We start from the raw sequence: 25,435 nt of genomic DNA, 5'->3' as shown, positions 1-25,435 counted from the left end.
CTCTTTTCCGCAATCAAATAAAGAAGAAAGGAAGTATAAAAAGAGAAGCAAGAATGGCAAACGGAAAAAAGAAACAACCGCCGCCAAAGCCGCAGCCTCCACCGCCGTAACCGCCATAACCCCCGCCATAACTGTCATAGCCTCCACCGTAACCGTCATAATAATTGGACAGTCTGGCTTTATGCTTGGAGCGCGTTTGTTTTTTTGAAGGCTTTCCGTTCCGAACGGACGACAACGTTAAAGGCTTTCTGTCAAAAGTACAATCCTCCACTATTAACTTTCCGTCTTCTACTCCCTTTATCGTTCCAATAAAATGCCTTCCGTCATGCGTAACCGCACTAACTCTCCGTCCGATGTACGGATAGACCGTATTATGGCTAATCGGATAAACTTCCTGCATAACTTCATTCCCCCTAACCTGCTGCTCGTATATTCTAGACTATGAAAAAATCTGCTATACGGTCTGTACGATTGTCTTCTATTTAGAAAAAAAAACGAGATATGCTCCATTCTCTCAGGCAAAAACAAAATGAAAGATGCCAACGCGGGTATTCAAAAAGCAGCGAAGAATGGGTGCAGTCATCGCGAAGGAAATGCATAGAATATCGGGAGAGGTGAGAAGGCGTTGGATTATCATTCATTATTAGCCCGGCTCGGCGAAGGAAGTGCGCATCCGGGAGGTTTCCAAGCAACCAAAGAATTAATCGGACAAATCAGCTTTCCACGAGGCGCAAAAGTGCTGGAGGCGGGATGCGGAACGGGCCGGACTGCATGTTATTTAGCCAGTTTAGGCTGCAACGTAACCGCAATAGACCGGAACGAGAATATGATTCAAAAAGCGATTTACCGTGCGAAGATAAGCGATCTCCCCGTCCGCATTTTACAGGCAGATGCCGCTTCAATGCCTTTCCCGGATGAGACGTTTGATGCCGTTTTTACGGAGTCGGTTACTGCCTTTACCCAAGGAAGCTCCGCTATACAAGAATATTGGCGAGTACTTAAACCGAAAGGAGTTTTATACGATCGAGAGCTGGCATTTGCTATAAAATTAACTACGGTTCAAAAGAAAAAACTCCAATCGTTTTACGGACTTCATCATCTGCGAACCGTCCCGGAATGGCTAAAGCTGATGAGTAAATCAAGGTTTAGTAAGTACTCAGCGTCTCATTTTTCGCAAATGAAGCAGCTAGCCACCGACAACGACCCTTTACGGATAATCGATCACGAACTATTCACGAAACCAGATGTAGTTGCCATGATGATGAAAAATGAGCGCCTGTTGAGTAACTTCTCCAATATGATGGGCAGTGTTGTAATTACGGCTTGGAAAGCCTGAATGAAAATAATATGACAAGGCAGACGATCACACTGATCGTCTGCCTTTGAAATTTCCGATATTAGAATTTTAGTTTCTATACCATTACGGAATAACTCTTTATACGGGATCCTTTAAATATAGTTTAGTGATGTCCACATATTGGAACTATTTAGCCTTACATGTTCATCGTTTAATTTTTGCCTTCGAATCCGTTTTGTAGAATAATTCTATAACGAACCACTCTGTTACCTGCCGAAGTAATCCTCCAACCCATTCGCAATTGCTTTGGCTGCTATTCTCTGATAGCTGGAGCGTCGGACGATGGATTCATCTTTTGGGTTGGACAAGAAGCCGAGCTCTATGAGTGCGGATACCGTATCATTTTCCCGCAAAACGTGAAGATTGCCGTATGAAATCCCGTTGCTCTTCAAGCCGATGCCGTCCGCAAGCCTGTTTTCTATCGCGCGGGCCAATGGCCGATCTTTTGTATTCGAATAATAGAAGGTAAGTATGCCGGACGTGTTTTTCTCCGAAGAATTATAATGGATGCTGACGAATGCGTCCGCACCGGCGGATTCGCTTATCTTGACCCTATCGGACAGCCCGGGCTTTTCCTCATTCTTCGTTCTTGTCATGAGGACGCGCGCTCCGCGACTGCGAAGCTCATCCTCTAAGTAGAAGGAAGTGCTTAAATTAAGATTTTTTTCAATCGTTTCATATGTAGTTCCTATCATTCCAGGATCGTCTCCGCCGTGACCGGGGTCGATTACGATTACTTTCCCCTTGAGGCTCTTCGATTTTCCCGATGCAACCGACACCGTTTGTGTTTCGCCTTTCGCGATATAACGATCCGATACCCAGCCGAGTTGCTTATCCCGGGTCTGGACCCGAACCCATCCTTCCCGGTTGTCTATTATCGTAACAGCCTCACCTTTTGTTAGATATCCCAAAATTTCATGGTTTAATCCGGCGCCTGCCCTGAGCCGAAGCCTATCGACCAGCACAGTCGCACGGGCGGCTGCAGAGCTGTTCCGCACGCTGCCATCTTGATCTGTCGCCGATGCCGTAACGACATTGCCATCGACTTTCTTCAAATAATGTCCTGCCACCCAACCGGAGACGCGTTCCGACTTGATGCGCAGCCAGCCGTACTCTTCAGCTGAAACCGTGACAATCTCGCCATTCTTCAAACCGCCTACGATCGACGAATCACGCGATGGCTCGCTGCGGACATTCAATGAGTCGGTGTATACCTTGGCCGTATAACTACCGCTTGCTTCCGCCCGGTTTGGCATATAACCGGAAATACTAATCAACCCACAGATCAAAATTGTCAGGTATACAATTTTTTTCATATAAGTCTATAAGTCTCCTTTAATATTCTTAGGATATGTAGGTCTACTATTATATCTGAAATAACTAGATTCGTGCAGACCTATATTAACCTGCATTCTTATGCGCCACCAAAGAACTAGATTTTCTAAAGAGGACTACTGTTCAAATTGGTATGCATACAGCTGGCTATTTGCATCACGCTATGCGTAAAACAGTAATCAGAATGAACATAGTCATTAGGATATAAATATTTAATTCTAGCAGTTCGCGTTGAGAATGAATTGGCTATTAAGGCCCATTCCACAGAGTTCAATAAGTCCGATAGAATAGGTTTAAATGGAGGAACAAAGGAGAAGATTACGTTTTGAATAAGAGAACCACACGCAGCAGCAAACATTCCAAAGGCAGATTAGTATCTTTAAAACAAACAAATCTCATCATCTATCTGGCGATAGTCGTAATTCTTGTTGGTTTTTGCGGAGTATTGTACGGCAAATATACGAATAAAGTTGATTCTAAACTTCCGCTAGCTGCCGGGAATGCCGAGCAGGCCAATGGGCAGAACAGAATTGGCAAGCCAACTGATTCGGATTCCCTTAATAATGGGAATGGCGGAAACGGGCTATCGGAAGATGATCCCATCCCCGCCGGAACCGTTGACAGTGAAGAGGAACAAGAGCCTGCTCCTCTTGCATCCAACACACCAGTTAGAGAAAGCGATAAGCCAACGGAGACGCCTAAGCCTGCACGGACAGAAAAACCTATGCAAGAAAATAAGGATTATGGCAATAAATCAACGAAAGCCCCTGCTAAATCATTGAAACTTCCAACCACCTATGTGGTCCAAAAAGGCGATACGCTAAGATTGATATCAGAGAAGTTTTATCAATCTAAGGAGTATTATACGTTGCTTGCAGAGCATAACCATATCTTGTTTATTAATGATATGAAAGCCGGAGATACTCTTAAGATCCCGGCCTTATCGTCAACAACCGGCTCGATAAATGGCGGCCAGCAAGGAGCTAAAGACTATTCGAAAATACACTTGCCCGCTACCTATCTAATCCAAGCAGGCGACACGCTGTCTGGAGTTTCCAGAATGTTCTACAAATCGGTGGAATATGTGGATTATATCGCGAAAGAAAACAAGCTTGATAAAAATGTAGGCTTGAAAGCAGGCACCAACCTCATCATTCCTTCCCTGAAAAACTACAAGCCGGATGATTACGAGACATCCGATCATACCGTAAAGATTGGCGAGACTCTCTACAGCATCTCCAAAATCTATTACGGCTCCGACAAATATGTGAGGTTCATCGCGGATTACAATCACATTGTTAATATTGATGATGTAAAAGCCGGCACGGTGCTGAAAATTCCAAAGGCTTAGGTCATCGCAACCTGACAGAAAGGGCTCCGCCATAGCGGAGCCTCTGATGAGCAACAACTTTAATTTGGTGTGAAAGCCATGTTACTTTTCGATCAAATTGACGAAGGAGCCTTTTCAGCTCTCTAATTTGACTACGGCATCCTTTAACTGTTCTTTATCAGAACCCGTGAATTGAAACTCCTCATCCGCACCCCAGCCGAGTAAATCATCTAATATCCCATGATTTTAACCTCTAACGGCAACTCATTTAGCATAGGTTTACTTTCAGCTGCGATGACTACCCCATCATCCCCATAGTAGGTTCGTTTGGTATATTGGATGCATAACAACGGATACTACTACAATAGCAATAACGGCCAATTCCCCAATTTTAGACATCTTCACATTCCATCACCAGCCTAAAATGCTTCATGCGTTCTAATATGCCTAGGTAAACTATCGGGTGAGCGCACCCATCCTCACTGTTCCATCCATCAGGCGGTAGGTACGTAATTAAGCTGAAATCTGAGTTCGCCGGAAAAAAAGAATAGGCTGCCGCCTTCACTTAAAAATAAATAAAAAACTTTTCCATCTTTAAATCTCGACAAGTTGCTACATAATGTCTCTGTTAATAAATAGAAAATTGATTTGAACCCCTTTTTCAAAAGGCTTTTTTTGTCGTTTGTTCTAGTGTTTATGCTGAAAATTGCGGGTTCCGACAAACGCATAACTTGATTTTGTCGGCGCAACATTCCGTAACTTCCTTGCGTATGAATTTACAGCTATTCAACGCAGCGGGTCTTCATGGCTCGCGGAAAAGGAGGTAAAGGCATGACTCTAGTACGGAAATTGCTGATCGCATGGCTGCTGTTGGCGCTGGCAATTCCGGCTTTCGCTGCAAATGCGGAGTCGCTTTCCACGAAGGAGAAGTTCGAGGTACTGAAGGAAAAAGGAATCTTCAAGGGACTTGGGGACGGAAGCGCGGGGCTTAACCAATCGATGACGCGTGAACAATTCGCCGCCGTGCTGTATCGTCTCTGGGGGCTACCGGACAACAACCCGGCGAAGGCGAGTTTTGACGACGTGTTGAAGTCGAGATGGTCCTATCACGAGGTGGAGGCAGTAAACCAGGTGGGGCTCATGACGGGAACCGCTGCGCGCAGGTTCTCTCCCGTCGCTAACGTAACGGTGGAGCAACTGGCTGTCGTGCTGGTTCGAGCCTTTGGCTACGGGAGCGGCAGTTCTCCGGTAACGGGCAGCGTATCCGCTTGGGCAAGGAGCTCGGTCAGTGCCGCTCTCGATCACGGCTTTATCTCCTTCCAGAGCAATTACAAAGCAGCCGCTACCCGCGGGCAGCTCGTCGATGCCGCTTATGTCGTTTATCAGCAGCAAATCCAGCAAAGGCTTCAGGTGAACGCTGTTAGACCACTGGCGAACAGTATTATTCAAGTCACCCTGAAGGAAGCTGTCACCAAGGTTGATCTGTCCAGCTTCTCATTAAAGGATGATCAGGGCACGGTTATCGCGATAAGGACAGCGACTCTGTCCTCGGATGGCAAGACCGTTACGGTCTCGACGGGGCCGCAGCAAGGGGGCATCATTTACACGCTTACGGTGAACGGAACGGGCTGGCGTTATTCCGCCATTTGGGACAACAACGGCGGCACGGTCGGCACGGGAGACACCACTCGTCCAACCATCACTAAGATTGAGAGCCTGGGATATCGGACGATTCGACTGACGTTCTCCGAGCAGGTTAGCCGCTCCACGGCAGAGGATCCGGACCATTACGACATCGTTACCGGCGACCTCGATCTCTATAGCTTTGCGTTATCCGACGACCGCCGCACGGTCACGATCACCACAAGTATGCAAGAGGACGGTTATCGTTACCGGCTGTCCGTTACCGGCGTGAAGGATCTATCGGACAACACGATGACTTCCCGAAACGACTTGTACTTCTATGGCATCTACGACCTCGACGGCTCCAAGCCGACCGTCGTGTCCGTCGCTGGGCAGAACAATTCGACAATCCAGATTGTCTTCAGCGAGAAGGTCGACGCTAGCGACGTTCGCAACGTGAAAAACTACATCATCAATAACGATCTGTACGTCACCCGCGCGACTCTCGCCAGCGACGGCAAAACGGTAACGCTGTACACCAACGAACAAGAGAACGGCAAGGAATACAAACTGACGATTAACAACATCGCTGATTTGGCCGGTAACGTCATGAACACGCGGCGCGATATTGTTTTCAAAGGCATTAACGATCACGATAAACCCTATGTCCAATCCGTATCTGTGCTTAGCAATTCGACCGTCGAAGTGCAGTTCAGCGAACAGGTCAACGCGGATCAGGCGAAGGAAGTATCGAATTACGCGATCAACAACAATCTTAGGGTAACCAACATCATTCTCGACAGTGACGGAGACACGGTTATTCTCACGACGACGAAGCAGACGGATGCCGTGCTGTATACCTTGACGATTCAAGGGATCTCCGACCTGGCAGGCAATGTAATGGATAAGGCGACGAATCTGTATTTTGGCGGCCTCGTCGACCACGGTCTACCGACCGTTGTCGGCATTCAAGCGGCAGCGCGCCAAGTGGTCTTAATGTTTAGCGAGCGTCTGGATGCGAGTACGGCGACCCGCGTGGGCAATTACAAGCTCGACGGCAATCTTGGCGCGGTCAAGAGCGCGGTGTACGACGATGCGAAGAAGATGGTCACGCTCACGACCAACGCCCAGACGCCGGGCGGAGTCTATTCCGTCACCATCAGTCAAGTGAATGACTTGAGTGGCAACGCGATCGCCACGGATACGCGCATTCAATTCGTCGGCAGCGATCGCGAAACGAACGGATCGATAGAGTTACAGAAGCTCGAAATTGTCAATCAAAACACGGCTCAAGCGACATTCAGCCGTGCGTTGTCCGACTCCGAAGTCGCCTCCCTCGGTTTGACGATTCTGAAGGACAACAACCGAAATGTCGACGCGAGCGGATGGAGCGAATACGTTGTCCGCAAGTCCGGCACGAATAACGTGGTTGTGATCCAGTTAAGGACGAAGCAATCGGGCAATCCTTCCCTCTTCGTCGCTGGGCATGTCTATACCGGCCGCATCTCTGATTTGCCTGGGCTGCTTACAAAGGACGGGGCAGATCAGAAGGTATTCCCAGGTACGGAGAAAATAAACGATGATCCTTACGTTACGCAAGTGTCGGCTTTGAACAGCAGGGCAATCAAGGTCACTTTCAGCGAGCCTGTCCGCAACGTCAGCGCGTCCGGCTTCTATCTTCTGCGCGACGACGGTTCAACGATAGGCGTCGTCGGAGACAGCCTGAACGACGCAAACAGCATCGTGACCGAAATTACTCTCTATCTAGACGACGACGCGAAGTCCGGCAAAACGTATCGCCTGCGCTTCAAGGACAGCATCAAGGACGCGGCTGGATGGAACGCCATCCGCACGCAGGAAGGCTCCAATCCTTATCAAGTTGTCTTCGCGGGAACTTCGACGTCCAATCAAGCGCCTACTGTCACGAAGATCGTATCGACGGACCGCTACACGTTCGAGATGCGATTCAGCGAGCCGGTACGGTTTGATGACGCGGGAGGCTTCTCGCTGTACGCCGTGTCCGGCGGAAACAAGGTCGACATTCAATCTAGCGGCAACGCAAGCTACGTCCTGTCCCCGGACCGCATGGCGATCACGGTGTACCTGAACGCGGACCGGCTGGATCCTCTGAAGCCGAATCAGAGCTACCGGTTGGAGTACGATTCGAACCACGGACGGATTGTGGACGATCAAGGGGCCTCGCTGAAGGACTCTGACAACAGCGGCGTCTATATCTTTACCGCTTCCAGTGCGGCAAATGCCATTCCTTATATTACGAAAGTAGACGCGCAAGGAACGGCGATCAAGATTACGTTCAGCGAGCCAATCAAGGGCTACAAGGATGAAACAAATTTCTTCAACATCGTAGTAGATGGCAAGCAAATCAAGCCTACGGAAGGTCGTCTGGACGGGCTAACAATCGTATTGAAAGTGCCGTCGCTCGCATCAGGCAAGATCGGAACGATCGCGTACACCAGCAAAGGCGCCGACTCGATCCGGGATTACAACAGCTTGTCGACGGACCCAGACGCTGTATTTATCTTCGGCGTACAGTAATCCCCTGATGTGCCCACACATCAAACAATTATCCTGCCCTTCCTTCAATACAAACCGGCAGCGGATCTCTGATCTGCTGCCGGTTTGTTGTATTTATCTAATGTTTTCCGTTCAAACAAAGTGGCAACAGTCCCTCACGCTTCTGCCATTTTCCCTAAGCTCATTCCTTGAAGAGGCATCTCCATTTCTTTCTTCTTTGTTTCAAAGCTGTAAGCAAGAAATTTTTGTCCCTTTTTTACCATCACGATATTCGCCAGTCGATTGCCGGATTGGCAATTATGCCGTGATTTGATCAGCAATGCCGTTCAATTCGGCTACGTCTTCGTCAGATAGCTTCAAGTTGGATGCACCTGCACAGTTAACGATGTTCACTGCTTTGCTGGCACCTGGAATTGGCAGAATGACTGGAGACAATTGAAGCAGCCATGCAATCGCGATCTGTTGCGGCGACGCATCATAACTTCTGGCGATCCGCGAAAGCTTCTCGTTGCTGCCGATGCCCTGCGCGTTACCCATGCCGTTTAGAGGGCTGTACGGTAGGAAGGCGATACCGAGCTCTTCGCAGCGCTTCAGCACTGCCATGGACGAATAGTCAAACAAATTCATACGGTTTTGAACCGACGCGACCGTTACAATTTCGCTGGCTTCTTCCAGCTGTGCAACGGAAACGTTAGACAGCCCGACGTGAACGATCTTCCCCTCCCGCTGCAATTCCGCGATTGCTCCCACGGATTCCGCAAACGGCACCTTAGGATCCGGACGGTGGTATTGATAGAGCGTGATTGTTTCCACACCTAGCGCAAGCAAACTGTCCTCGCACGCTTGACGCAAGTGCTCAGGTCGGCCATCGGTTTCCCAGCGTCCATCCGGACGAATTGAGCCGCCTTTTGTCGCGATGACCACATCGGAACGATTATGTAAAGCTTTGGCTAGCAGACGTTCGTTATGACCTTTTTCGGTCGAGTTCATGCAGTACGAATCGGCCGTATCGAACAGGGTAATGCCTTGCTCCAATGCGGCATGCACCGCTCTAATGCCATCTTCCTCTGAAGGGCGTCCATCAACGGACAACGGCATTCCGCCCATTCCGATTTCACCTACGATTATCCCCGTCGAACCTAGCTTACGTTGTGTCATTGTCATGGTACAACCTCCATAGAGATAGTTATGAAGCTTCCAAGAGTTGGATGAAATATTCGATTTTAGTATACCAGTTCAGCTTTTTCCCCAATAGTACTGAAAAAAAGTTCATCTAGTTACTCTGATGTAAGTAAGGATTGGTTTTCGTGTAAAAGTCTCTTTAGCTCAATCAGAGATCCCCATTCCACAGTCTTATTACTTCTTTTAATTCTAAATTTTCAAAACTTAATTTATAAATATCTGGTTTCTTTAATTGATTTAAAAAATCCAAACCATAACTTGAATCAAAATAATTCATCATCAACGTCATCACAAGTCCATGTGTTCCAATAGCTATTTTTTTCCCGGAGTGTTCTTTTAATATGTTTTTTATCACTGATACAGATCTATTCTGGCATTCAGAATTAGACTCCCCACCCGGTAAAGAATAATCGAAATCATAAAATTTCTCGCTAATGACCGACATTAAATTTTCAATAATTTCTCTAGCAAAATGCCTTTCCCTGAGATCTTCAAATGTTTCGATATCCAATCCCAAGTTTTGTGCCAATCCCTCAATACTCAGAATTGCTCGGTTATACGGGCTAGATACAAGGACGTCAATTCCTTCTTCCTTAAGAATTTCTGTAACTTTTTCAACATCGCCCTTGCCCTTAGTGGTAAGTCCCCTTGTTCTTTCTGTTCCTTCATTGTATGGTGATTCAGCATGCCTAACCATATAGATAATGGTGTTCATATAATCCTCCCTGAATTGTTAACTTATTATATTAATCTGATTTCACATTACGTGATAATCGAAGTTCGTGAATATTCCGTCTCGAAAAGTACTCAAGTAGTCATTTAGCTGATTAACTGCAACAAAAGCTGCAGCGGATCCTCTGATCTACTGCAGCTTTTTTAATCGACGTTAATCAATGAAAGCATCCCAACCAAAATCACAACACTGAAAATTTCTAATAAAAATTGGAAAATTAATATACCTAGTAAAGGACAGTTTAAAGCAACAAACCCTTCTAATTACTCGTATAGAAAGGTACCAAGCTTTTTCGGAGGAGGCATTAAATGAAGAATCAATTAAATAGTAAAGTTACTGTTATTCTAATAATAATAACTTGTTGTATCTTCTTGCTTTTATTTTGGTGGTTATTTAATATGGTCGATACTCCAAATCCAATGGACCCGTGAACATCTTAACACACGACAGCAGCAGCCGATGTATTACGTTCAGCTGCTTTTTTGTTGATTTGAACTATCTCCTAGTTATCAAATTAAATTCTGAAGTGCTTGCAAGAATAGAGCTTTAAAAAGCAAAATCACCGAGGCGGTTTATTATTTCGTCAAGATATTCAACAAAAGGTCAACTTCCTGCGTCCAATTCATTCCCATCGCCTTCGCATCTTGAAGCATAAGACCGTTAACAACTGAAAGGAATAAAATCAATCGCTTGTAGGCATCATCCTCTGCGAATTGACCTTCTTGCTGTCCTCGAACAAATATAGGGATTATCTGTTCAATTGTATCCTTGGGAGAATACCGCTCGATCGCTTCCTTAGCACGGCTTGGAACCCCTTCCGACGTTAGTGCTTGTTGAACGAGCAGGAAGTATTGCTTGTGGTTCTCATCCAACAGTTGAAGCGTGAACGCCTTTAATTGCTCAAGAGGCGAACCTGGTAGACTTCCGATATTGAGTATGGCTTTCCGGGATTCCTCTATCGCCTCTTCCACGAGAAGCGCAAAAATCTCGTCTTTGGATTCGAAATAGCGGTACGATAAACCTTGGCTGATGCCGGCCTCCTCCGCGATCATGCTCATCTTCGTACCAGCAAGCCCTTTCTCGGCAAATATTTTAAGAGCAGCCTTTTTGATCTGATCTTTGCGTTCGTCAAACGCTTGCTCGGCTTGCGCTCTCGATATTCTTGGCATAGCTTATCCTTCTTCCTTTTCATGCGTCGACTAGCAAGTTAAGCCTGCGATATACGGACCTGATCCTCGCTTACTTCCCATAGCTTCTTCGCTGTTTTCATATTGCTCGCTTGTGCCGATAGCGTTCCTGGTTGCTTATCCGCGTAGTAACACCCGCTCTCCAGAATCTTGTCGTTGGTATCCGCCAGCCATACGAGCGTCTCGGCGCCCTTCTCAGGCGTTCGCGCGAATCTCATCATGACAGCCGTCGTCATCCGGGCCATCCATCCGTTGTCCCGATTGAAATTTGTTGCGACGAGTCCGGGATCAAAGCAATACGCGGCAATATTTGTACCTTGCAATCGTTTCGCCAGCTCGGCAGTAAACAAGATATTCGTAAGCTTCGTCTCACCGTATCGAAAGTTAGGACCGCCCTTCATTTTCCCCCAAAACCCAAAACAACGCTTACCGTTCAAATCGTCAAATCCGATGCCTTTTCTAGCCATCTTATGGCCGTGGGACGAAGTCGTAATGATGCGGGCATGTTCGCTCAACATCAGTTTATCAAGGAGCAGCGTTGTTAACAAGAACGGCGCGATATGGTTGACCGCCCAGGTCATCTCAAGTCCGTCCTCCGTCAACTTATAATCAACGAACATGGCACCCGCATTATTGATCAGAATATCGATTCTCGGGCATTTCTCCAACATCTCGTTTGCAGCGCGGCGGATGGAACGCTGGGAGGACATATCGGCGATGAAAACATCCACTGTAATCTGATTGCCGAAGGACGACCGAAGTCTAGCCGCAACCTCGTTCGCTTTGGCCGCATTGCGGGCAACGATTCCCAAGTTCGCCCCTCTTGATGCTAACTCTTGCGCCGTCGCTAACCCGATCCCGCTCGTAGCACCTGTAATCACTACATATTTCCCTCTTACGTTTTGACCCACCGTTTGAATTTCACTCATTTGGATATCCTCCTCTTAAATTGAATGAACCATTCATTTATTTATATTGTATGAACGATTCCTTAATTTGTCAACGGTATGGTCAAAATTAATCGACACATCGTATACAGATACAGGTAGCGTTCCTGGTTAGAGCAATAAACAAAATATGTTTTGTGAGGATTAGAATCAAAATTCCACAGGAGTCCCAGTGTAAAGAAAATCGTTAGGAACAAAAAAAGCAGCCGATCGCCGACTGCTTAACAACTTAGCTCTAAAGAAATTATAGCGGTACGAATGACTGAATCGTCGAACGGCCAGCTGATGACTTTCTTCACGCAATTCCTATATTCCTTGTTTGGCCCATTTAATATCAAAATGGAAAGTACGCTTGACATTAACGATATTGCACGATATGCTCACCTTGTGGAAAGCTAGCTTTCCATGAGGAGGGTAAATGAATTGAACAACCGTTTAGAAGAACACCGCAAGCAACATGGAATCAATCAAGAAGAATTAGCAGCAGCTCTCGAGGTGTCTAGGCAAACAATCGGTTCTCTGGAAAACGGACGTTATAACCCATCGATCCTTTTAGCATTCAGGATTGCTCGTTTTTTCGGTAAGAGTATCGAAGAAGTCTTTATTTATGAGGAGGATGGGACAGTATGAACAAATCGATTTCGGATTATTGGATTACCTTTATAGGTGTAGTCATACTAGCAGTTGGTGTGTACTTCATCAAAACAATTGAAGATCCGCAAGGTTTACTGCGAGCGTTGCCTTATATCTGCGTTGGACTTGGCTCTGGCATGTTCGGTCACGGTATGGGAGAACTAATGGTTCGATACGCGATGAAACATAATCCCGCCGCGGCAAAACAGTTAGAGATTGAGAAAAAAGATGAGCGTAATCTGGCAAACAATAACCGAGCAAAAGCGAAAGCATATGACATGATGATTTTTGTGTTTGGTGCCTTAATTACAGCGTTAGCTTTAATGGATATAGATTTAACAATGGTAATTCTATTTATTTGCGCTTATCTGTTTATTCTTGGATATGGCACTTATTACCGGGTCAAGTACTTTAAAGAGATGTAATAAAATGATGATAATAATATCCCAAGTAATGAATAAATCAACCGTTCATCCATGACAGTCGTAACGGAGAGGCAGATGCAATTAGACGAATGCTCCTAAGGCAAATACCCAAGCATAATACCTCCCCACACATATGATAAAGTATACTCCAGACGTAAGGAGGTGTTGTGAATTATGTCAGGATTTGGCCATGGCAATCAGGTTGGCGGAATTCTTGTACTGTTCATCTTGCTGGTGATTATCGTCTGCGGATGTGGCTTTGTTGGCGGCTGGGGCGGCGGTTACGGCCCACAAGTTGGCGGTGTAGGCACAGGTAAAGGGTACTATTAATTTCTCTAAAATATAAAATAAAAGGGTTGGGGATCCCCCAACCCTTTTTTCATGCCTTCAGCCCCTTCTGTAGGATCCCCCTTAAACATAAGCCTGAATTTAACAGCCGACAAATGTCGGTCTTTTTTGTTTATTAAACTCAAGAAAATCTTAAATTGGTTAAACGATCCTCTAAAATCAAGCGAAGCTCTTCAGGAATACGCTCAAACACGACCCCTTTCCCCAAAAACAAAAGCCAATCCGCGTAATAAGCCAGCTCCTCAGCATCGGTCACATCCAACTGAACGTTAAAAATTCCGCTCGACTGAAACATTCCAGTAAAGGACAAAATAATCCCCGGCGGATGCATGCGTTTAAAGCGCTGAATCCCAATCGTATCAAGCTTCACGATAAGATTAGACTGACGTGCTCCAATCCGTTTTTTGCTTAAAATCTCTTGCTCAGAATACTTCATCTCATGTTCGGAAATTGCGGAATCCCGCAGCAAATCAACAGGCAAATAACGAAACTCACCCGTATCAAGGTCATAAACCTCGACTAGCCACTGAGCGTTCGAATTAAAAATATGCAGCAAAAAAACGTCCAGCAACTGTGGCCAGCCAGGATTCGGCTCATACGTCACGCGTAAATGCTTATCTCGCACAGCAAGCGAAATCAACTGGTTAAGCTCCGCAGGCGCTGCATCATCTAGCTCCAAAAGATTCGGATTAGCAGGATTCGTATTTTCAAAAAGCAAGATATTATTCAGCTCAATTAGCTCGTCTTGCTGTGTTTGCGACGCGATACCGATGAGTTTTTCAGTGATGGAGCGGCGATTTTGCAGATAAGGCAGCTGTGAATTTTTCGAGGCGATAAAACTGATAAAAATCGCCTTCAGCTCATCCGGCGTGAAACGTGCTGCGGGCAAATACTGATTTTGCAGGACATTGTAGCCTCCACCACGCCCCAGCTCGGTTGTCAGCGGAAATCCCATCGCCTGAATCTCGTTAATGTCCCGGATCGCAGTCGCGCGGGAAATCTTGAACTCCCGCTGAATCTCAGCAATCGTAAAATGTGCGCGGTTATTGATGTAGCGCATGATTAGGTTTACTCGTTCTGTTTTCTTCATGATTTTATTGTATCAAAAAAGTATCATTTTTTGATACATTCGGCAAATAGAATCAATCTTGTAAAAGTAATTCCACAAAGGAGAGAACAAAATGTCTAACTACTCAATCAAAACGATCTCAGAAAACTACAAAATGACTGCTTTCGGTGTTTCATTTGAGGACTTCAACGACTGGGCAGGCAATGCAGCAAAAACGTCAGCGAAAAAGGCTGAAATCACTGAAAATGGAAAGCTTGCTGAACTTCTCGCGCTGGCTGACGGGCAAGAATATCAAATCAATTATGTTATCGATGGCAAAGCTTGGCGCGGCTTCGGCGTGATGGGTGATTTTAATTTGGAAGACGCAATCGTACTAGACTTCCTCGCTGGGGACTACCTCGTTGTGCCTGGCATAGGGTCTGACAAAAACAGCCTTGCTGATGAAATCACAGGCAAAGTTTTCGGAGGCATGCTTCAAGAAATTACAGATTACAAATACGTAGGTCCTGGCAATTCAACATTCGTCAAGGCAGCTGAAACCGGTGAATTCTACGGTGAAATGTGGCTTCGCGTAAAAAAAGTCGAAGTCTAATCTCTGTGAAATTTGAAAGGAGCTCATATGGCAGAATATACAATTGAACACAAAAAATCATTCACGTTGACCGCATATGGTTTCTCAATCCAGTCCAATTTTCAAGACATGACAGCTTTACAAAAGGAAAAATCCGAGTTTTGGGGCAAACTCAAGGCTGACGGGCGATTTGCTAAGCTTAAAGACGCTGCAAAAGATGATCGTGAATGGTCAGTGAACGAGGTTTATCAAGGCAAGCCGTGGAATTATTTCGCGGTAGAAGCTGGAAAGTCAGTGACTGACGCAACGCGCATTATCGAGTTTCCGGAGAGCGAGTATATCGTTGTCGCAGGAAATGGCGACAAGGAGACTTTGTTTGATCAATTGACTTACCTTGCTTTTGGCGAAGTTTTGTCCCGAGCCACTGATTATGCTTACATCGGTGGTCCAAATGCGACCTATCGCAAAGATAACGGCGATGGCACTTTCTACGGCGAATTTTGGGTGCCTGTGGTTAAAAAATAATCTTCGTCTCGTCTTTAAAAGAAATTCTGAATACAAAATATAAAAGCCGCTATTATGCGGCTTTTATATTTATACGGCTCTTAAAAGCTCTTCTTGTCATTCGTCAGAATTATCGCTGGCCGAAATTCGTTTATTGCTAATGTTCGTTAATTCAAAGTCCTCCTTGGAAATCCCCAAATCTAAGGCCAACTTTTTCTTAATCACCATAGCCTGCTGTAAACTGGTGGCTCGATACTCAATAGTAGTTCCCGATGGATCTTCGAATGAATAGTAGTTCTTTTTATTGGCCATAAATTATGTTCCTCGCTTTCGCTGACAGTTAACAAAATCATTTTTCTTCCATATTGGCTGCGACATCAAATACATTAGATTTCGGAACTTGCGTCATTTCTAATTTTTGTTGTTCCCAATGCCCGATATTCCGGTACCAGTCTTCGAAAGAAGCATCCAATTGCTGCTCACGCCCACGGTCCTCATTCACATCTGAATCTAATTCGATATTTTTATTGAAAATGCTTTGGGTAGATTCATTCTGTGATTTTGATTCCATTCCTGTTCACCGTCCTTCATTTTAGGCTGGTTTAATGAATGCACAATTATGTATGAAAATTTGATTTTAACTATAATCTCTATAACGACTACATAGGAATCAATGACAGCTATAAATAAAAAAACCGCGATTTTCGCGGCCTTTAGTGAAATTCGATTGGCTCGGTCAGATGGCCGAGTGACGGGCATCCGCTATAAGCGTGGCGAGCCCGGCAGACGGCCGCCTAGCTTCTCCAGCCTTTGGCAAATCTCGTGTTGCCAATCAACATCTCCGGTCATGGACGCGGCCAGCGATAGATTATACAAATTGGCGATTTGTCTGATATGCATAGCATTTACCGCTAGACAATGCTCGAAGTCCGCCTGCTCTTCCTCGGTCAGATGCCGGCCACCGCGAATGGTCCACAACTCCGCAAGTCGTTCATGTATCGGCAAAATAGTCATATTTTTGCGCCTCCTTCTGTCGTCTCACACTACCAGACAGTATGACCCAAAAAGAAAGCTCCCAAGCGTACCTTACCCTCCCGGTTCGTTACATACCCATAGCTTGATCGATATAAATCGGATTTGTCAGACAAGTCACTGCCGACTGCATTAACCCCTTTACGTTGCGTCGTGCTTCCAGCCGGTAGAACAACCGGTCGCCCGAGCCCTGGAATTCCAACCGGACCTGACCATTCTCCGTTTCTATCTTTCGGGGCGCGAATTCGTCTGCGAGAATCGCTGCTTCCGGCTCCCATGGAGCGCAGTCTTTATTGTCCGGCGCATCGAATTCGAGTATCGCAGCAATTTCCCGCTGCACGGTCCAGCCACTGGCTTCCGTGTCTTCCGATTCCCACTCCCTCGCTTCGGAGAACGCCGGCGAAACGATGATGTCCCATGCCGCTTCGATACCTCGGTCAGACCACAAGAGCACGCGGTCGTCCTTGGCACCGCAGACGTCGATTATCAACGGGATGCCATCTTTCCCTATGACAGCCGTATGCGGAATAGCCTCACCAATGCCGTACTCGCCGGCGGAAAGGGCTAGACAGATCTCGTCAGGATCGAACTGCAGCACGACTCGGCCTTGGCGAATGCCGGCCAGAACGCCATGCACCGTGTCTGTTTCCGTCCATACAGAAGCCGTCGGACGTCCGTGCTTCACAAACCTTTCCTCCCGGTGAGCGTCGCTTCCTCCAAGGGCGATCAAGCGGCGCCCCTTTGCAAGCTGCCCCTGCCACCAAGCAAGCGCGCGCTCGTTCAGCCCGCGCCACGGGCCGTTCCACACCTCGATTGCATCATAAGGGACGTCAAAACCGAGCTCCCATGGACAAGACGGACAGAACGGATGATTCAGCGACACGAAGCCGCCTCTCGCGCGCGCTTCCTCGAGCACCGCTTCCGCTTGCGTCGGCGTCGTCACGCGAAAATCCTGCAACGCGTCCGACACGCCGAGGACGTTGGCATGGCCAAAATAACTCGTCAGCTCAACTCCAGGAATGAGCAGCAACTCTTCGTCGGGAACAAGCGCGGCATGATTCTGCGAGGACGTATTATGATCCGTCAGCGCCATGAATTCCAGACCGCGGGCTTTGCACGATTCTTTAGCCTGCCCGATCGTGTAGCTCCCGTCGCTATGCACGCTGTGCATATGAAGGTCACCCTTCATCCAGCGGCCGTGCGGCCGGGTCAGCTCCAATTCAACGATAACCTCCGCGCCGCCCTCGGGGATTTTATAAGCTCCGAGCAGCACGGCCCATTCACCCTCGACGATCGGTTCAGCCAGATAGCCCGGGGTCGCTTTCTCTGTGCCGACGAAGAATGCTTCGCGAGCGCCGCCGCTCCAGCCGACGATCCGCTTCGGGGAGCGAAGGCCGATATCTACAACCGTTCCACCGTTTTCTCCGCGTTCGTAACGGTAGGCGATATCGATACGCTCCACAGCTCCTTCCACCACGAAAGGAACCTCCAAATAAGAACGCTGCTCGTCCTTATCAATCCATCTGCGAAGCACGTGCCGTTGTTTCTTTATCTGCATTTTACTTCCTCCTATTCTTTGCTGGCACCAAGCAGGATGCCCTTCATGAAATATTTCTGCACAAACGGATATACCGCGAGCAGCGGAAGAATGCTGATGACGATACCTGCCATCCGCACGTTCGTCGTGACCATATAAGTACCGGAGTTGCTGCTCGTATCGATGATCATCGCTTTTAGCGCGACCTGAAGCGTGTACTTCATGGAATCGTTAATAAACATGACCGGCGCGGTGAACATGTTCCACCGTCCAACGAACTCGAAGAGTGTCACGGTCGCAAGACCCGCAGCCGCAAGACGCATATACATCGTCAGGAAGATACGGAACTCCCCGGCGCCGTCGATCTTGGCCGATTCCGACATCTCGTAAGGGACGTTCAAGAAGAAGCTGCGCATAAGCAGGATCGAGAAGCCGGACACGAGACCCGACAGCACAAGCGAGCTCAGCGTATTGATCAGATGCAGGTCTTTGTTGACCACATATAGCGGAATCATAATCGCTTCCTGCGGCAACATCATCGTAATCATAATGAACGTCAGCATCACCTTCTTGCCGGGAAGGCGAGGATAGATAAATACATAACCGGCCAAGCTGGACAGCAGCACGTGCAGCACGGTGCCCGCCACGGTCACGATGACGCTGTTCATCAGGGGGCGCCAGATGTCTAGGCTTTTCCATACCTTTTCCATACTATGGAGTAGCCTTCCGTGCTGAACTGCTTCGGCCACAGCACGATTTCCGGCCTCATGGAGGCAATACCCGAAGAGAAGGACAGCGCCAGTACGTTAATAAACGGGATGATCATAGTCAACATGAGCACGAACAAGAACAAGACGTTTAGTATATCGAATGCTTTATTCTTCCACCCGAGACGTTCAAATCGATCGGACATTGTTTTTACACCTCATCAAATCGCGTGATTCGCCGTACGACGAGTGTCATCGCAAGAGTTAATAGCAGTACGAAGAAGCTGGCTGCGGCCGCAGGACCAAGCTGAATTTCGAGAATCCCCTTCTGGAACGTGTACATCATGAGCACGTCCACTTTCGAGGCGATCGTTGGGTTGCGCAAAATAAAGACTTCGTCGAAGATTCGCAGAATGCCGAGCGTATTCAGCAGGAAGACGACCTTCATCGTGTTGCTGAGCTGCGGTATCGTAACGTAGATCAATTGATTCAAGCGCGTCGCCCCATCCATGCGCGCCGCCTCGTAGAGCGACGGATTAATCGACACAATCCCCGCCAGGAAGAGGATACAGGTATAGCCCATCTCCTTCCATGTTGCAAGGAGAATCAAGATCCAGCGCGCCCATCCGGAGTCTGCCATGAAATTAATCGGCTTCATGTGGAACATATGGACAAGGATCATATTAATGATCCCGCTGTCGGGCGAAAGCATGAAAATCCAGATTCCTCCGACAACGACCCATGAGAGCAGATGCGGCACGTACAAAATCATCTGCGCCGCCTTCTTGAACCAGGTCCTGAGTACTTCGTTGAGCGACAGCGCGATCACAAGAGGCGCGACAAAGCTGAAGCAGAGAATGCCTCCGCCAATGACGAGCGTGTTGACCACCGCTTCCCAGAATAACGAGTCATGAAGCACCGCGGAATAGTTCGCGAATCCTACATACGGTCTGTCACCCATCAGTTTGTAATCCTGGAAGCTGGTCTGAAGCCCTTTTACGAGCGGGTAATAGGCAAAAACAAGAAAATAAACGATCACCGGCACCATCATGACGTAGAGCGCGCTGTATTTCTTCAATAATCTCATCCTTTATTCACGTCCTTATCTGGTAAAGAGAACCATTATCGGGATGAAAAGCAGGCAAGCAGGGGAATCCATTCTCCCCTGCCTGCTTGTGTTCCATTCGTTCGGATCGGATTTACTCGTCGATCAGTTTTTTCCCAAGCAGCTCTTCGTGCATCTTCTTCACGGCTTCCGCAGCGTCCATTTGACCCGACATCGCTTTGAGCGCGTAATTCTTGACGATCTTCTCCGCGTCAGGCCAACCTGGCAACGACAATTCAAGAGTCGCGTCTCTGTTCACAAGATCTTGCGCTTCTTGTACGCCCGGAAGTTTACCGAACGGATACTCCACGTTTTGGTTGTACCAGAACGGTACCCCGTGGTCCATGTTATGCTCGGTGCCGGTCGGCGTCAGCTTATACGCATCGCCTTCCTTGGTGTAATCCTCGTTCTCGATGCCCAAGCTTCCAAGCATAATACCCGGCTCCGTGTGCCAGAATTCCAGGAACTTCTTAGCGGCTTCCGGATGCTCGGCATTGGCCGGAATGATCCAGAAATCCGGATCTCCGCGTCGCATAAGGATGGTGCCGTCAGCACCAGGGATGCTCTCGAGAGCTTCTGCATTAAACGTCGTGTTCGGATCCTCTTGTTTGCGAGTGTTGTTGAACATGCCAACCCAAGCATCCCAATAGGTAACCATGCCGACGCGGTCGGCGAGGAACAGATTACGCATTTTGCCCGTATCGTTCGTCACGAAGTTGGGATCCATAATACCTTCCTTCACCAGCTTGGCAAACCATTCATAAATCGGAATGGCTGCTTCCGTCGCGTACGGAATTGTGCGCTTGCCATCCTTCATTACATAATGCGCCTTAACGCCGGCGGCGCTCATGAAGGCTTGTATATCGTAAATATCGGCCGTGCTTAGGCCGTACGTATCATTCTTGCCGTTGCCGTCAGGATCCTTTTCCTTGAACGCCTTGAGCACGTTATAGTACTCGTCAAGCGTCTTCGGTTCCTTCAGACCAAGCTTGTCCAGCCAATCCTTGCGTACAATCGGCATCGTGCCGCCTTGGAATTTGTTGAATACGGCAACTATTCTGCCGTCCTTATCTTTCAACTGTTCCCACTCGCTTGTTGGAACGACCGTCGGGTCCGAGAGCACTTTGGAGCCGGTTACGAAATCCGTCAGGTCCGTGACGACACCTTGATCTACGAAGGTAGCCAGCTTGCCGAGGTCACTAAGCTCGATCAGATCATATTTCTCGCCGGAGCCGAGTGCCGTCAACACCTTCTGATCATAGTCGCTAGCCGGCTTCTCGATAGTAGTATCAATGCCGGTAAGACGCGTGATTTCCGCTGCGAACTTCGTTGTCTCTTCCGGTGTCTTGCCGCCGACATTACCATCCAGGATCCGAAGCTTCATATCTGCCGCCGGAACATTGGCCGGGGTGTTCGCGCCACTGCCGGTTTTTGTATTATCAGCCGCCGGGGTATTAGCGGTGTTGTTCTTACCGCTCTCCGAACCGCAGCCGGACAGAAGCAGCGTTCCGAGCGCGGCAACCGTCGACATCGTTAACAATACTTTTTTCATGGGTAGTTAGCCTCCTGAATGCACGAGCGAATTGGTATTCTAAATCAGAGTGATTAAGCGACAATCAACAGGCCGCCTCTATTTACTTCGTACGCAAGGCGCAGCGCAAGAGCCGCGAATCGCGAGCTCCGTTGGAACAAGTACCCGTTTGGCGCTCTTCTGGGTCGCGTTCAACTGTTCAAGCAGGAGCCGCAGCGCTTCCACCCCAAGCCGGTCGGCATGGAGCCGGACGCCGGTGAGCGGCGGCGATAATTCTGGGGCGAGTACGGTATCGTCGCTAAACGCGAACACCGACAACTGCTCCGGAATGCGCAGCCCTAGCTGCTCCGCGGCCTTGTATACGCCAAACGCCATCATGTCCGTATCGGCGATGACCGCCGTAATGTCAGGCGAAGCCGTTAGCTTAGCCAACGCCGCCTCATAACCGAAGGCGTGTGCTGTCTCGCCCCTAAGCGGCTTGTGCAGGAGCAACTCAGGCTTCGGCTGCAGGCCGGCTTGCTTGAAAGCTGCTTTGTATCCAACACTTCGGTCCTCCGATACCGTTCTTGATTCCGGTGCATTTAGAAACAGAATTTCCGTATGCCCCAGTCCGATCAAATAGCTAGTAACCTGTGCAGCCATTCCGATATTATCGTTATCTACGTAGCTGACTTGCGCCTCGTAGCGACCAGGCGGGCGGCCGATAATCACGATGGGCATGCCGCTCTGAAGCCGCTCTTCAATCCTGGCGTCCGATTCTATGGGATCCAATAAGATTTCGCCGTCCACCGGATCCGAAGATATGTTCTCGACTTGACTGAGATAGGCAGGCGACAGCGCATTAACCAGCAGGCGGTAGCCGTTCTCGTAACAGACGCGAAGAACGCCGTTAAGCAGAGAATGGTGAAACTGGCCGAATTCAAGCGATTCACCTCTGATATTCAATCCGAGTATGCGCGTGGAGCGGTTCACAAGGCTCCTCGCCCAATAGTTCGGCTTGTAGTTCAGCGATTTAGCCGCTGCAAGAACGCGCTCAGTGACTTCTTTGCTGATTGGGCGTTTCTTGCTGAACACGCTTGAAACCGTTCCTTTGGAAACGCCGGATGCCTTCGCGACGTCATCAATAGTTGCCAAAATCGTAAAACCTCGCTTTCTTCCGTGATACCGGACACGAGGTTAAGCTTAAACCGGTTTTGTAAAATCTATTTCAAACTGATAATTAGTTATTGTAAAAATAGATATTTCGTCTTAAAGTCACGTATAATCGCAGAAATTCAGATGAAATCTCGTGGAATCTCGTGGAATTAGGAAAAAAGTAGCATTAAACCGTTTTAACAAAGCGTTATCTTTCAAAATGGAACGCGGCTAATACGTTTATGGAAGCATGTCGGACGACCCTGACGTGTTCACCCGGTTTCGGCCATGGGAATCGACGCCACATATACATTCGTTAAATAAAAAAAAACGGTAGCCGTCAGCTGCCGTTTTATAAGTTTTCATTAGGTTATTAGATTCTTTCACTTTAACTCTAAATATTTCATATTATACTCTTCACCTGAGAAATTCATCACTCCAGAAAATCCATTTAGTTCCCAATCTCCATTTTTGTTTGGTGTAAAAATATATTCTCTTTTCCAATTTTTCAACTTTTCATCATCACCAACATATTCTTCCTTAATGCTTAATCTAGTTTGATTAAAGAACTCATTCTCGAAGTAACTTTTATAAATGACTGCATTTGTTATAGTTATCCCTTTATGAAAGACAGTTGGGTATAACGTATTCTGTTGTATAAACTTATCTGACCCGGGATCGGAGTCCATATTATTAATGAATAATATGGATAGAATATCCTTAGCATGGTCTCCAAACTCTTCGGTAAAGGACTTCTCTAATTCCTTATACTCCAGTTTTGACACCTTTTCTCTCGAAGCTATATCAATGATCATATCTTCTTTCTTCTCAATCATTTCAATTGCAGTGTTTATGTCAAAATCAATCGTTTCTTCTTTTATCGGTTTTAATTGTTTTGATGAATGACAAGCAGATAAAAACAAAATAACCAAAATCGTTAAAACTAAGTTGAATCTCCCCATAAAACTCCCCCCCGCAATTACACCTTGGCAACCTCACAATGACCAGCTGCCACTTCATTTATTGAACTTCCCCTATAGTTTAATCCCAAATAGATCTCAATACCTATCCGTATCAATTAATTTTCCCCAAATCCCTATTGTTGTAGGCATTATATCGTCATACCCTCCCATTTGATAGGTTGAGAATACAAGGAAATTCTTTGTGTGAACCGTATAAACCTCCATACCTACGTTTTTTTCTTTCCAATGCTTTATGTAATCACTCTTTGAGGGATTCTTCATTGCGAATAGAAGAATAAGAATTAATAATAATGCAATCCATACTGGCTTCATTCTCATAATTGCCAACAAAGATACCTCCAATCGTTAGTTAGTAATCTAAACGCATCATTTTGGTCAAGGGTTGCAGTAACCGGCCCTAAAAAAAGCGGCAGCTGACCTTTTGATCAGTAGCCGCTTTGATACTCTGAACTATAGTCCTTCGTTTGTTAAATTAAAAAGCCCACCTATGGTCTGAAGGAAGGCATTCATCGCAAAGCAATTCATTATTGTAAGTTGCTCCCTTGTCCAACCCAAAAATCGCTTTAGGTCTTTCTTTATCAGTTGTCCAACAGCCACAATTCGCAAATCTACCACAATTCATGATTTCAGGATTCAATACTCGGTATGTCGTTTATTTTCCAGTTTAACGAAACCTTCTCATTATCAGATTCTATTGTGCGGTTCTTACTTTTTGTTCCCCATCCATTCCTCTTTCATAAGAATTTACATAACTCGGTCCCGATATTGATTGTGCAACAGCTCGTAGTTTCGAATTGTCCCTTCCTGTGTAAACCCTAGGCGTTCAGGTATTGCCCTGCTTTTGATGTTGTTAGTTGCTACTCCAATCTCAACCTTATTTAGTTGTAAATCATTAAAAGCGTGTGTTATGAAAACAGAACATGCCTGCGTCATAATACCGTTACCTGCAAATTCGGAATCTAACCAATAACTTATTTCAGTTCTGTTTGAATTTGTATCCTTCCATAAAAATCCTTCTGCTGCAGCTTTGGTGATTAATTTCTGAATACCATTTTACCAAACACATGCCAAACTCTCATAGAGCGCTGGAATACATTTTAGTGTTCCTGCATCCCTTAGAGCAATTGCTAAATAATGCCACGAGTTACCGATGAAAAAAAGCCGCGATTTTCGCGGCCATCAAATCGCCCATTTACAACGGCTGCCGAATTGTGTTATTGTTATTTCCATAGTTTTCGAAATATATTTGCAAAGGCGGTGAGACCCCATGGTCGAGGATAACGAGGAAGTTAAACAGGCAGTGAAAGTATACAAAGCACTCGGAGAACCGACCCGGATCAAAATAGCGATGCTTCTTACGGAAGAGCAGAATCTCTGCTGCTCCGACATTGGCAGCAAGCTGGAGTCCGTTGCCGGTTCAACGCTGTCTCATCACTTGAAGCAGCTTACGGAATGCGGCCTGCTCACGCTGCGCAAGGACGGCACGTACATTTATTACAGTGTCAATAAAGAAGTCGCGTTGAAATACGCCCCGTATCTTTTGGGGTAGCCTTTTTTTGGTCTATATTTCGATAGATTTAGAAATATAAAATTATAATACAGAGAGATACGGATAAGGAGCTGGAAC

General features: G+C 47.0%; 28 protein-coding genes. 9 read left to right on the top strand and 19 right to left on the bottom strand.

Features of this window, described 5'->3' with window-relative positions; genetic code table 11:
* Positions 1-13: 13 nt before the first annotated feature.
* Positions 14-400 carry a hypothetical protein gene (locus PJDR2_RS14515; protein WP_015844460.1) on the bottom strand — a complete coding sequence of 129 codons (387 nt, stop codon included), beginning with the start codon at positions 398-400 and terminating at the stop codon, positions 14-16.
* Positions 401-625: 225 nt separating this feature from the next.
* Here PJDR2_RS14515 and PJDR2_RS14510 point away from each other — a divergent pair, with 225 nt between their 5' ends.
* Complete coding sequence (locus tag PJDR2_RS14510) at positions 626-1,336, top strand: class I SAM-dependent methyltransferase (RefSeq protein WP_015844459.1); 711 nt, start codon at positions 626-628, stop codon at positions 1,334-1,336.
* Positions 1,337-1,563: 227 nt separating this feature from the next.
* Here PJDR2_RS14510 and PJDR2_RS14505 read toward each other — a convergent pair whose 3' ends face one another.
* The gene (locus tag PJDR2_RS14505; protein ID WP_015844458.1) at positions 1,564-2,673 is read right to left on the bottom strand and encodes an N-acetylmuramoyl-L-alanine amidase; all 1,110 of its coding nucleotides are present in this window, start codon (positions 2,671-2,673) and stop codon (positions 1,564-1,566) included.
* A gap of 344 nt (positions 2,674-3,017) precedes the next feature.
* Here PJDR2_RS14505 and PJDR2_RS14500 point away from each other — a divergent pair, with 344 nt between their 5' ends.
* Positions 3,018-4,043 (top strand): LysM peptidoglycan-binding domain-containing protein, encoded by a 1,026-nt coding sequence (locus PJDR2_RS14500; protein ID WP_015844457.1) that lies wholly within the window; start codon positions 3,018-3,020, stop codon positions 4,041-4,043.
* 810 nt (positions 4,044-4,853) lie between these two features.
* Complete coding sequence (locus tag PJDR2_RS14490) at positions 4,854-8,201, top strand: Ig-like domain-containing protein (protein ID WP_015844456.1); 3,348 nt, start codon at positions 4,854-4,856, stop codon at positions 8,199-8,201.
* Positions 8,202-8,477: 276 nt separating this feature from the next.
* On the opposite strand, the gene PJDR2_RS14485 is transcribed toward PJDR2_RS14490, so the two are convergent.
* The 4 genes from PJDR2_RS14485 to PJDR2_RS14470 all read right to left on the bottom strand — a co-directional run bounded on the left by PJDR2_RS14485 (position 8,478) and on the right by PJDR2_RS14470 (position 12,211).
* On the bottom strand, positions 8,478-9,344 hold the full coding sequence (locus PJDR2_RS14485; RefSeq protein WP_015844455.1) for an aldo/keto reductase: 867 nt from the start codon (positions 9,342-9,344) through the stop codon (positions 8,478-8,480).
* A gap of 166 nt (positions 9,345-9,510) precedes the next feature.
* Positions 9,511-10,077, bottom strand: a complete 567-nt coding sequence (locus PJDR2_RS14480) for a histidine phosphatase family protein (protein ID WP_015844454.1) — start codon at positions 10,075-10,077, stop codon at positions 9,511-9,513.
* A 593-nt stretch (positions 10,078-10,670) separates the two neighbouring features.
* The gene (locus tag PJDR2_RS14475) at positions 10,671-11,264 is read right to left on the bottom strand and encodes a TetR/AcrR family transcriptional regulator (protein ID WP_015844453.1); all 594 of its coding nucleotides are present in this window, start codon (positions 11,262-11,264) and stop codon (positions 10,671-10,673) included.
* A 38-nt stretch (positions 11,265-11,302) separates the two neighbouring features.
* On the bottom strand, positions 11,303-12,211 hold the full coding sequence (locus PJDR2_RS14470; RefSeq protein ID WP_015844452.1) for an SDR family NAD(P)-dependent oxidoreductase: 909 nt from the start codon (positions 12,209-12,211) through the stop codon (positions 11,303-11,305).
* A gap of 441 nt (positions 12,212-12,652) precedes the next feature.
* Here PJDR2_RS14470 and PJDR2_RS14465 point away from each other — a divergent pair, with 441 nt between their 5' ends.
* The 3 genes from PJDR2_RS14465 (at position 12,653) to PJDR2_RS33200 (ending at position 13,617) form a co-directional block, all read left to right on the top strand.
* Positions 12,653-12,859 (top strand): helix-turn-helix transcriptional regulator, encoded by a 207-nt coding sequence (locus tag PJDR2_RS14465; protein ID WP_015844451.1) that lies wholly within the window; start codon positions 12,653-12,655, stop codon positions 12,857-12,859.
* A complete protein-coding gene (locus PJDR2_RS14460; protein ID WP_015844450.1) occupies positions 12,856-13,287 on the top strand; it encodes a hypothetical protein in 432 nt (143 codons plus the stop codon). The genes PJDR2_RS14465 and PJDR2_RS14460 overlap by 4 nt, the downstream gene beginning before the upstream one ends.
* Positions 13,288-13,461: 174 nt before the next feature.
* Positions 13,462-13,617 (top strand): hypothetical protein, encoded by a 156-nt coding sequence (locus PJDR2_RS33200; RefSeq protein WP_015844449.1) that lies wholly within the window; start codon positions 13,462-13,464, stop codon positions 13,615-13,617.
* A gap of 139 nt (positions 13,618-13,756) precedes the next feature.
* On the opposite strand, the gene PJDR2_RS14455 is transcribed toward PJDR2_RS33200, so the two are convergent.
* The gene (locus PJDR2_RS14455) at positions 13,757-14,725 is read right to left on the bottom strand and encodes a helix-turn-helix transcriptional regulator (RefSeq protein ID WP_015844448.1); all 969 of its coding nucleotides are present in this window, start codon (positions 14,723-14,725) and stop codon (positions 13,757-13,759) included.
* Positions 14,726-14,816: 91 nt separating this feature from the next.
* Between PJDR2_RS14455 and PJDR2_RS14450 the strand changes: the two genes are divergently transcribed.
* On the top strand, positions 14,817-15,296 hold the full coding sequence (locus PJDR2_RS14450; RefSeq protein WP_015844447.1) for a hypothetical protein: 480 nt from the start codon (positions 14,817-14,819) through the stop codon (positions 15,294-15,296).
* A 27-nt stretch (positions 15,297-15,323) separates the two neighbouring features.
* Positions 15,324-15,800, top strand: coding sequence for a GyrI-like domain-containing protein (locus PJDR2_RS14445; protein ID WP_015844446.1), 477 nt, complete (start codon positions 15,324-15,326; stop codon positions 15,798-15,800).
* A gap of 96 nt (positions 15,801-15,896) precedes the next feature.
* On the opposite strand, the gene PJDR2_RS14440 is transcribed toward PJDR2_RS14445, so the two are convergent.
* From PJDR2_RS14440 to PJDR2_RS33855, 12 genes are all read right to left on the bottom strand, one after another.
* Entirely contained in the window at positions 15,897-16,091 is a 195-nt protein-coding gene (locus PJDR2_RS14440; protein ID WP_015844445.1) for a hypothetical protein, read from the bottom strand.
* 37 nt (positions 16,092-16,128) lie between these two features.
* A complete protein-coding gene (locus tag PJDR2_RS14435; RefSeq protein ID WP_015844444.1) occupies positions 16,129-16,350 on the bottom strand; it encodes a hypothetical protein in 222 nt (73 codons plus the stop codon).
* A 191-nt stretch (positions 16,351-16,541) separates the two neighbouring features.
* Positions 16,542-16,793: a hypothetical protein gene (locus PJDR2_RS14430; RefSeq protein WP_015844443.1), complete on the bottom strand. Its 252-nt coding sequence runs from the start codon at positions 16,791-16,793 to the stop codon at positions 16,542-16,544.
* Between the two features lie 88 nt (positions 16,794-16,881).
* The gene (locus tag PJDR2_RS14425) at positions 16,882-18,369 is read right to left on the bottom strand and encodes a CehA/McbA family metallohydrolase (RefSeq protein ID WP_015844442.1); all 1,488 of its coding nucleotides are present in this window, start codon (positions 18,367-18,369) and stop codon (positions 16,882-16,884) included.
* Positions 18,370-18,380: 11 nt separating this feature from the next.
* Positions 18,381-19,058: a carbohydrate ABC transporter permease gene (locus PJDR2_RS14420; RefSeq protein WP_265525133.1), complete on the bottom strand. Its 678-nt coding sequence runs from the start codon at positions 19,056-19,058 to the stop codon at positions 18,381-18,383.
* On the bottom strand, positions 19,034-19,261 hold the full coding sequence (locus tag PJDR2_RS33500; protein ID WP_265525132.1) for a hypothetical protein: 228 nt from the start codon (positions 19,259-19,261) through the stop codon (positions 19,034-19,036). The genes PJDR2_RS14420 and PJDR2_RS33500 overlap by 25 nt, the downstream gene beginning before the upstream one ends.
* Before the next feature lie 5 nt (positions 19,262-19,266).
* Positions 19,267-20,142, bottom strand: coding sequence for an ABC transporter permease subunit (locus tag PJDR2_RS14415; RefSeq protein ID WP_015844441.1), 876 nt, complete (start codon positions 20,140-20,142; stop codon positions 19,267-19,269).
* 112 nt (positions 20,143-20,254) lie between these two features.
* Entirely contained in the window at positions 20,255-21,712 is a 1,458-nt protein-coding gene (locus tag PJDR2_RS14410; RefSeq protein WP_015844440.1) for an extracellular solute-binding protein, read from the bottom strand.
* Positions 21,713-21,790: 78 nt separating this feature from the next.
* The gene (locus tag PJDR2_RS14405; protein ID WP_015844439.1) at positions 21,791-22,825 is read right to left on the bottom strand and encodes a LacI family DNA-binding transcriptional regulator; all 1,035 of its coding nucleotides are present in this window, start codon (positions 22,823-22,825) and stop codon (positions 21,791-21,793) included.
* Between the two features lie 383 nt (positions 22,826-23,208).
* Positions 23,209-23,787 carry a hypothetical protein gene (locus tag PJDR2_RS14400; protein WP_015844438.1) on the bottom strand — a complete coding sequence of 193 codons (579 nt, stop codon included), beginning with the start codon at positions 23,785-23,787 and terminating at the stop codon, positions 23,209-23,211.
* Positions 23,788-23,883: 96 nt separating this feature from the next.
* The gene (locus tag PJDR2_RS14395; RefSeq protein ID WP_041613452.1) at positions 23,884-24,135 is read right to left on the bottom strand and encodes a hypothetical protein; all 252 of its coding nucleotides are present in this window, start codon (positions 24,133-24,135) and stop codon (positions 23,884-23,886) included.
* A 417-nt stretch (positions 24,136-24,552) separates the two neighbouring features.
* Positions 24,553-24,843 (bottom strand): GNAT family N-acetyltransferase, encoded by a 291-nt coding sequence (locus PJDR2_RS33855; protein WP_416202274.1) that lies wholly within the window; start codon positions 24,841-24,843, stop codon positions 24,553-24,555.
* Positions 24,844-25,075: 232 nt separating this feature from the next.
* Between PJDR2_RS33855 and PJDR2_RS14390 the strand changes: the two genes are divergently transcribed.
* Positions 25,076-25,357 (top strand): ArsR/SmtB family transcription factor, encoded by a 282-nt coding sequence (locus PJDR2_RS14390; RefSeq protein ID WP_015844436.1) that lies wholly within the window; start codon positions 25,076-25,078, stop codon positions 25,355-25,357.
* Positions 25,358-25,435 lie beyond the last annotated feature (78 nt).

The organism is Paenibacillus sp. JDR-2 (genome assembly GCF_000023585.1).
GTDB lineage: Bacteria > Bacillota > Bacilli > Paenibacillales > Paenibacillaceae > Pristimantibacillus.
Note: the sequence above shows the minus strand (reverse complement) of the source record. Positions and strands in the feature narration are given on the sequence as shown.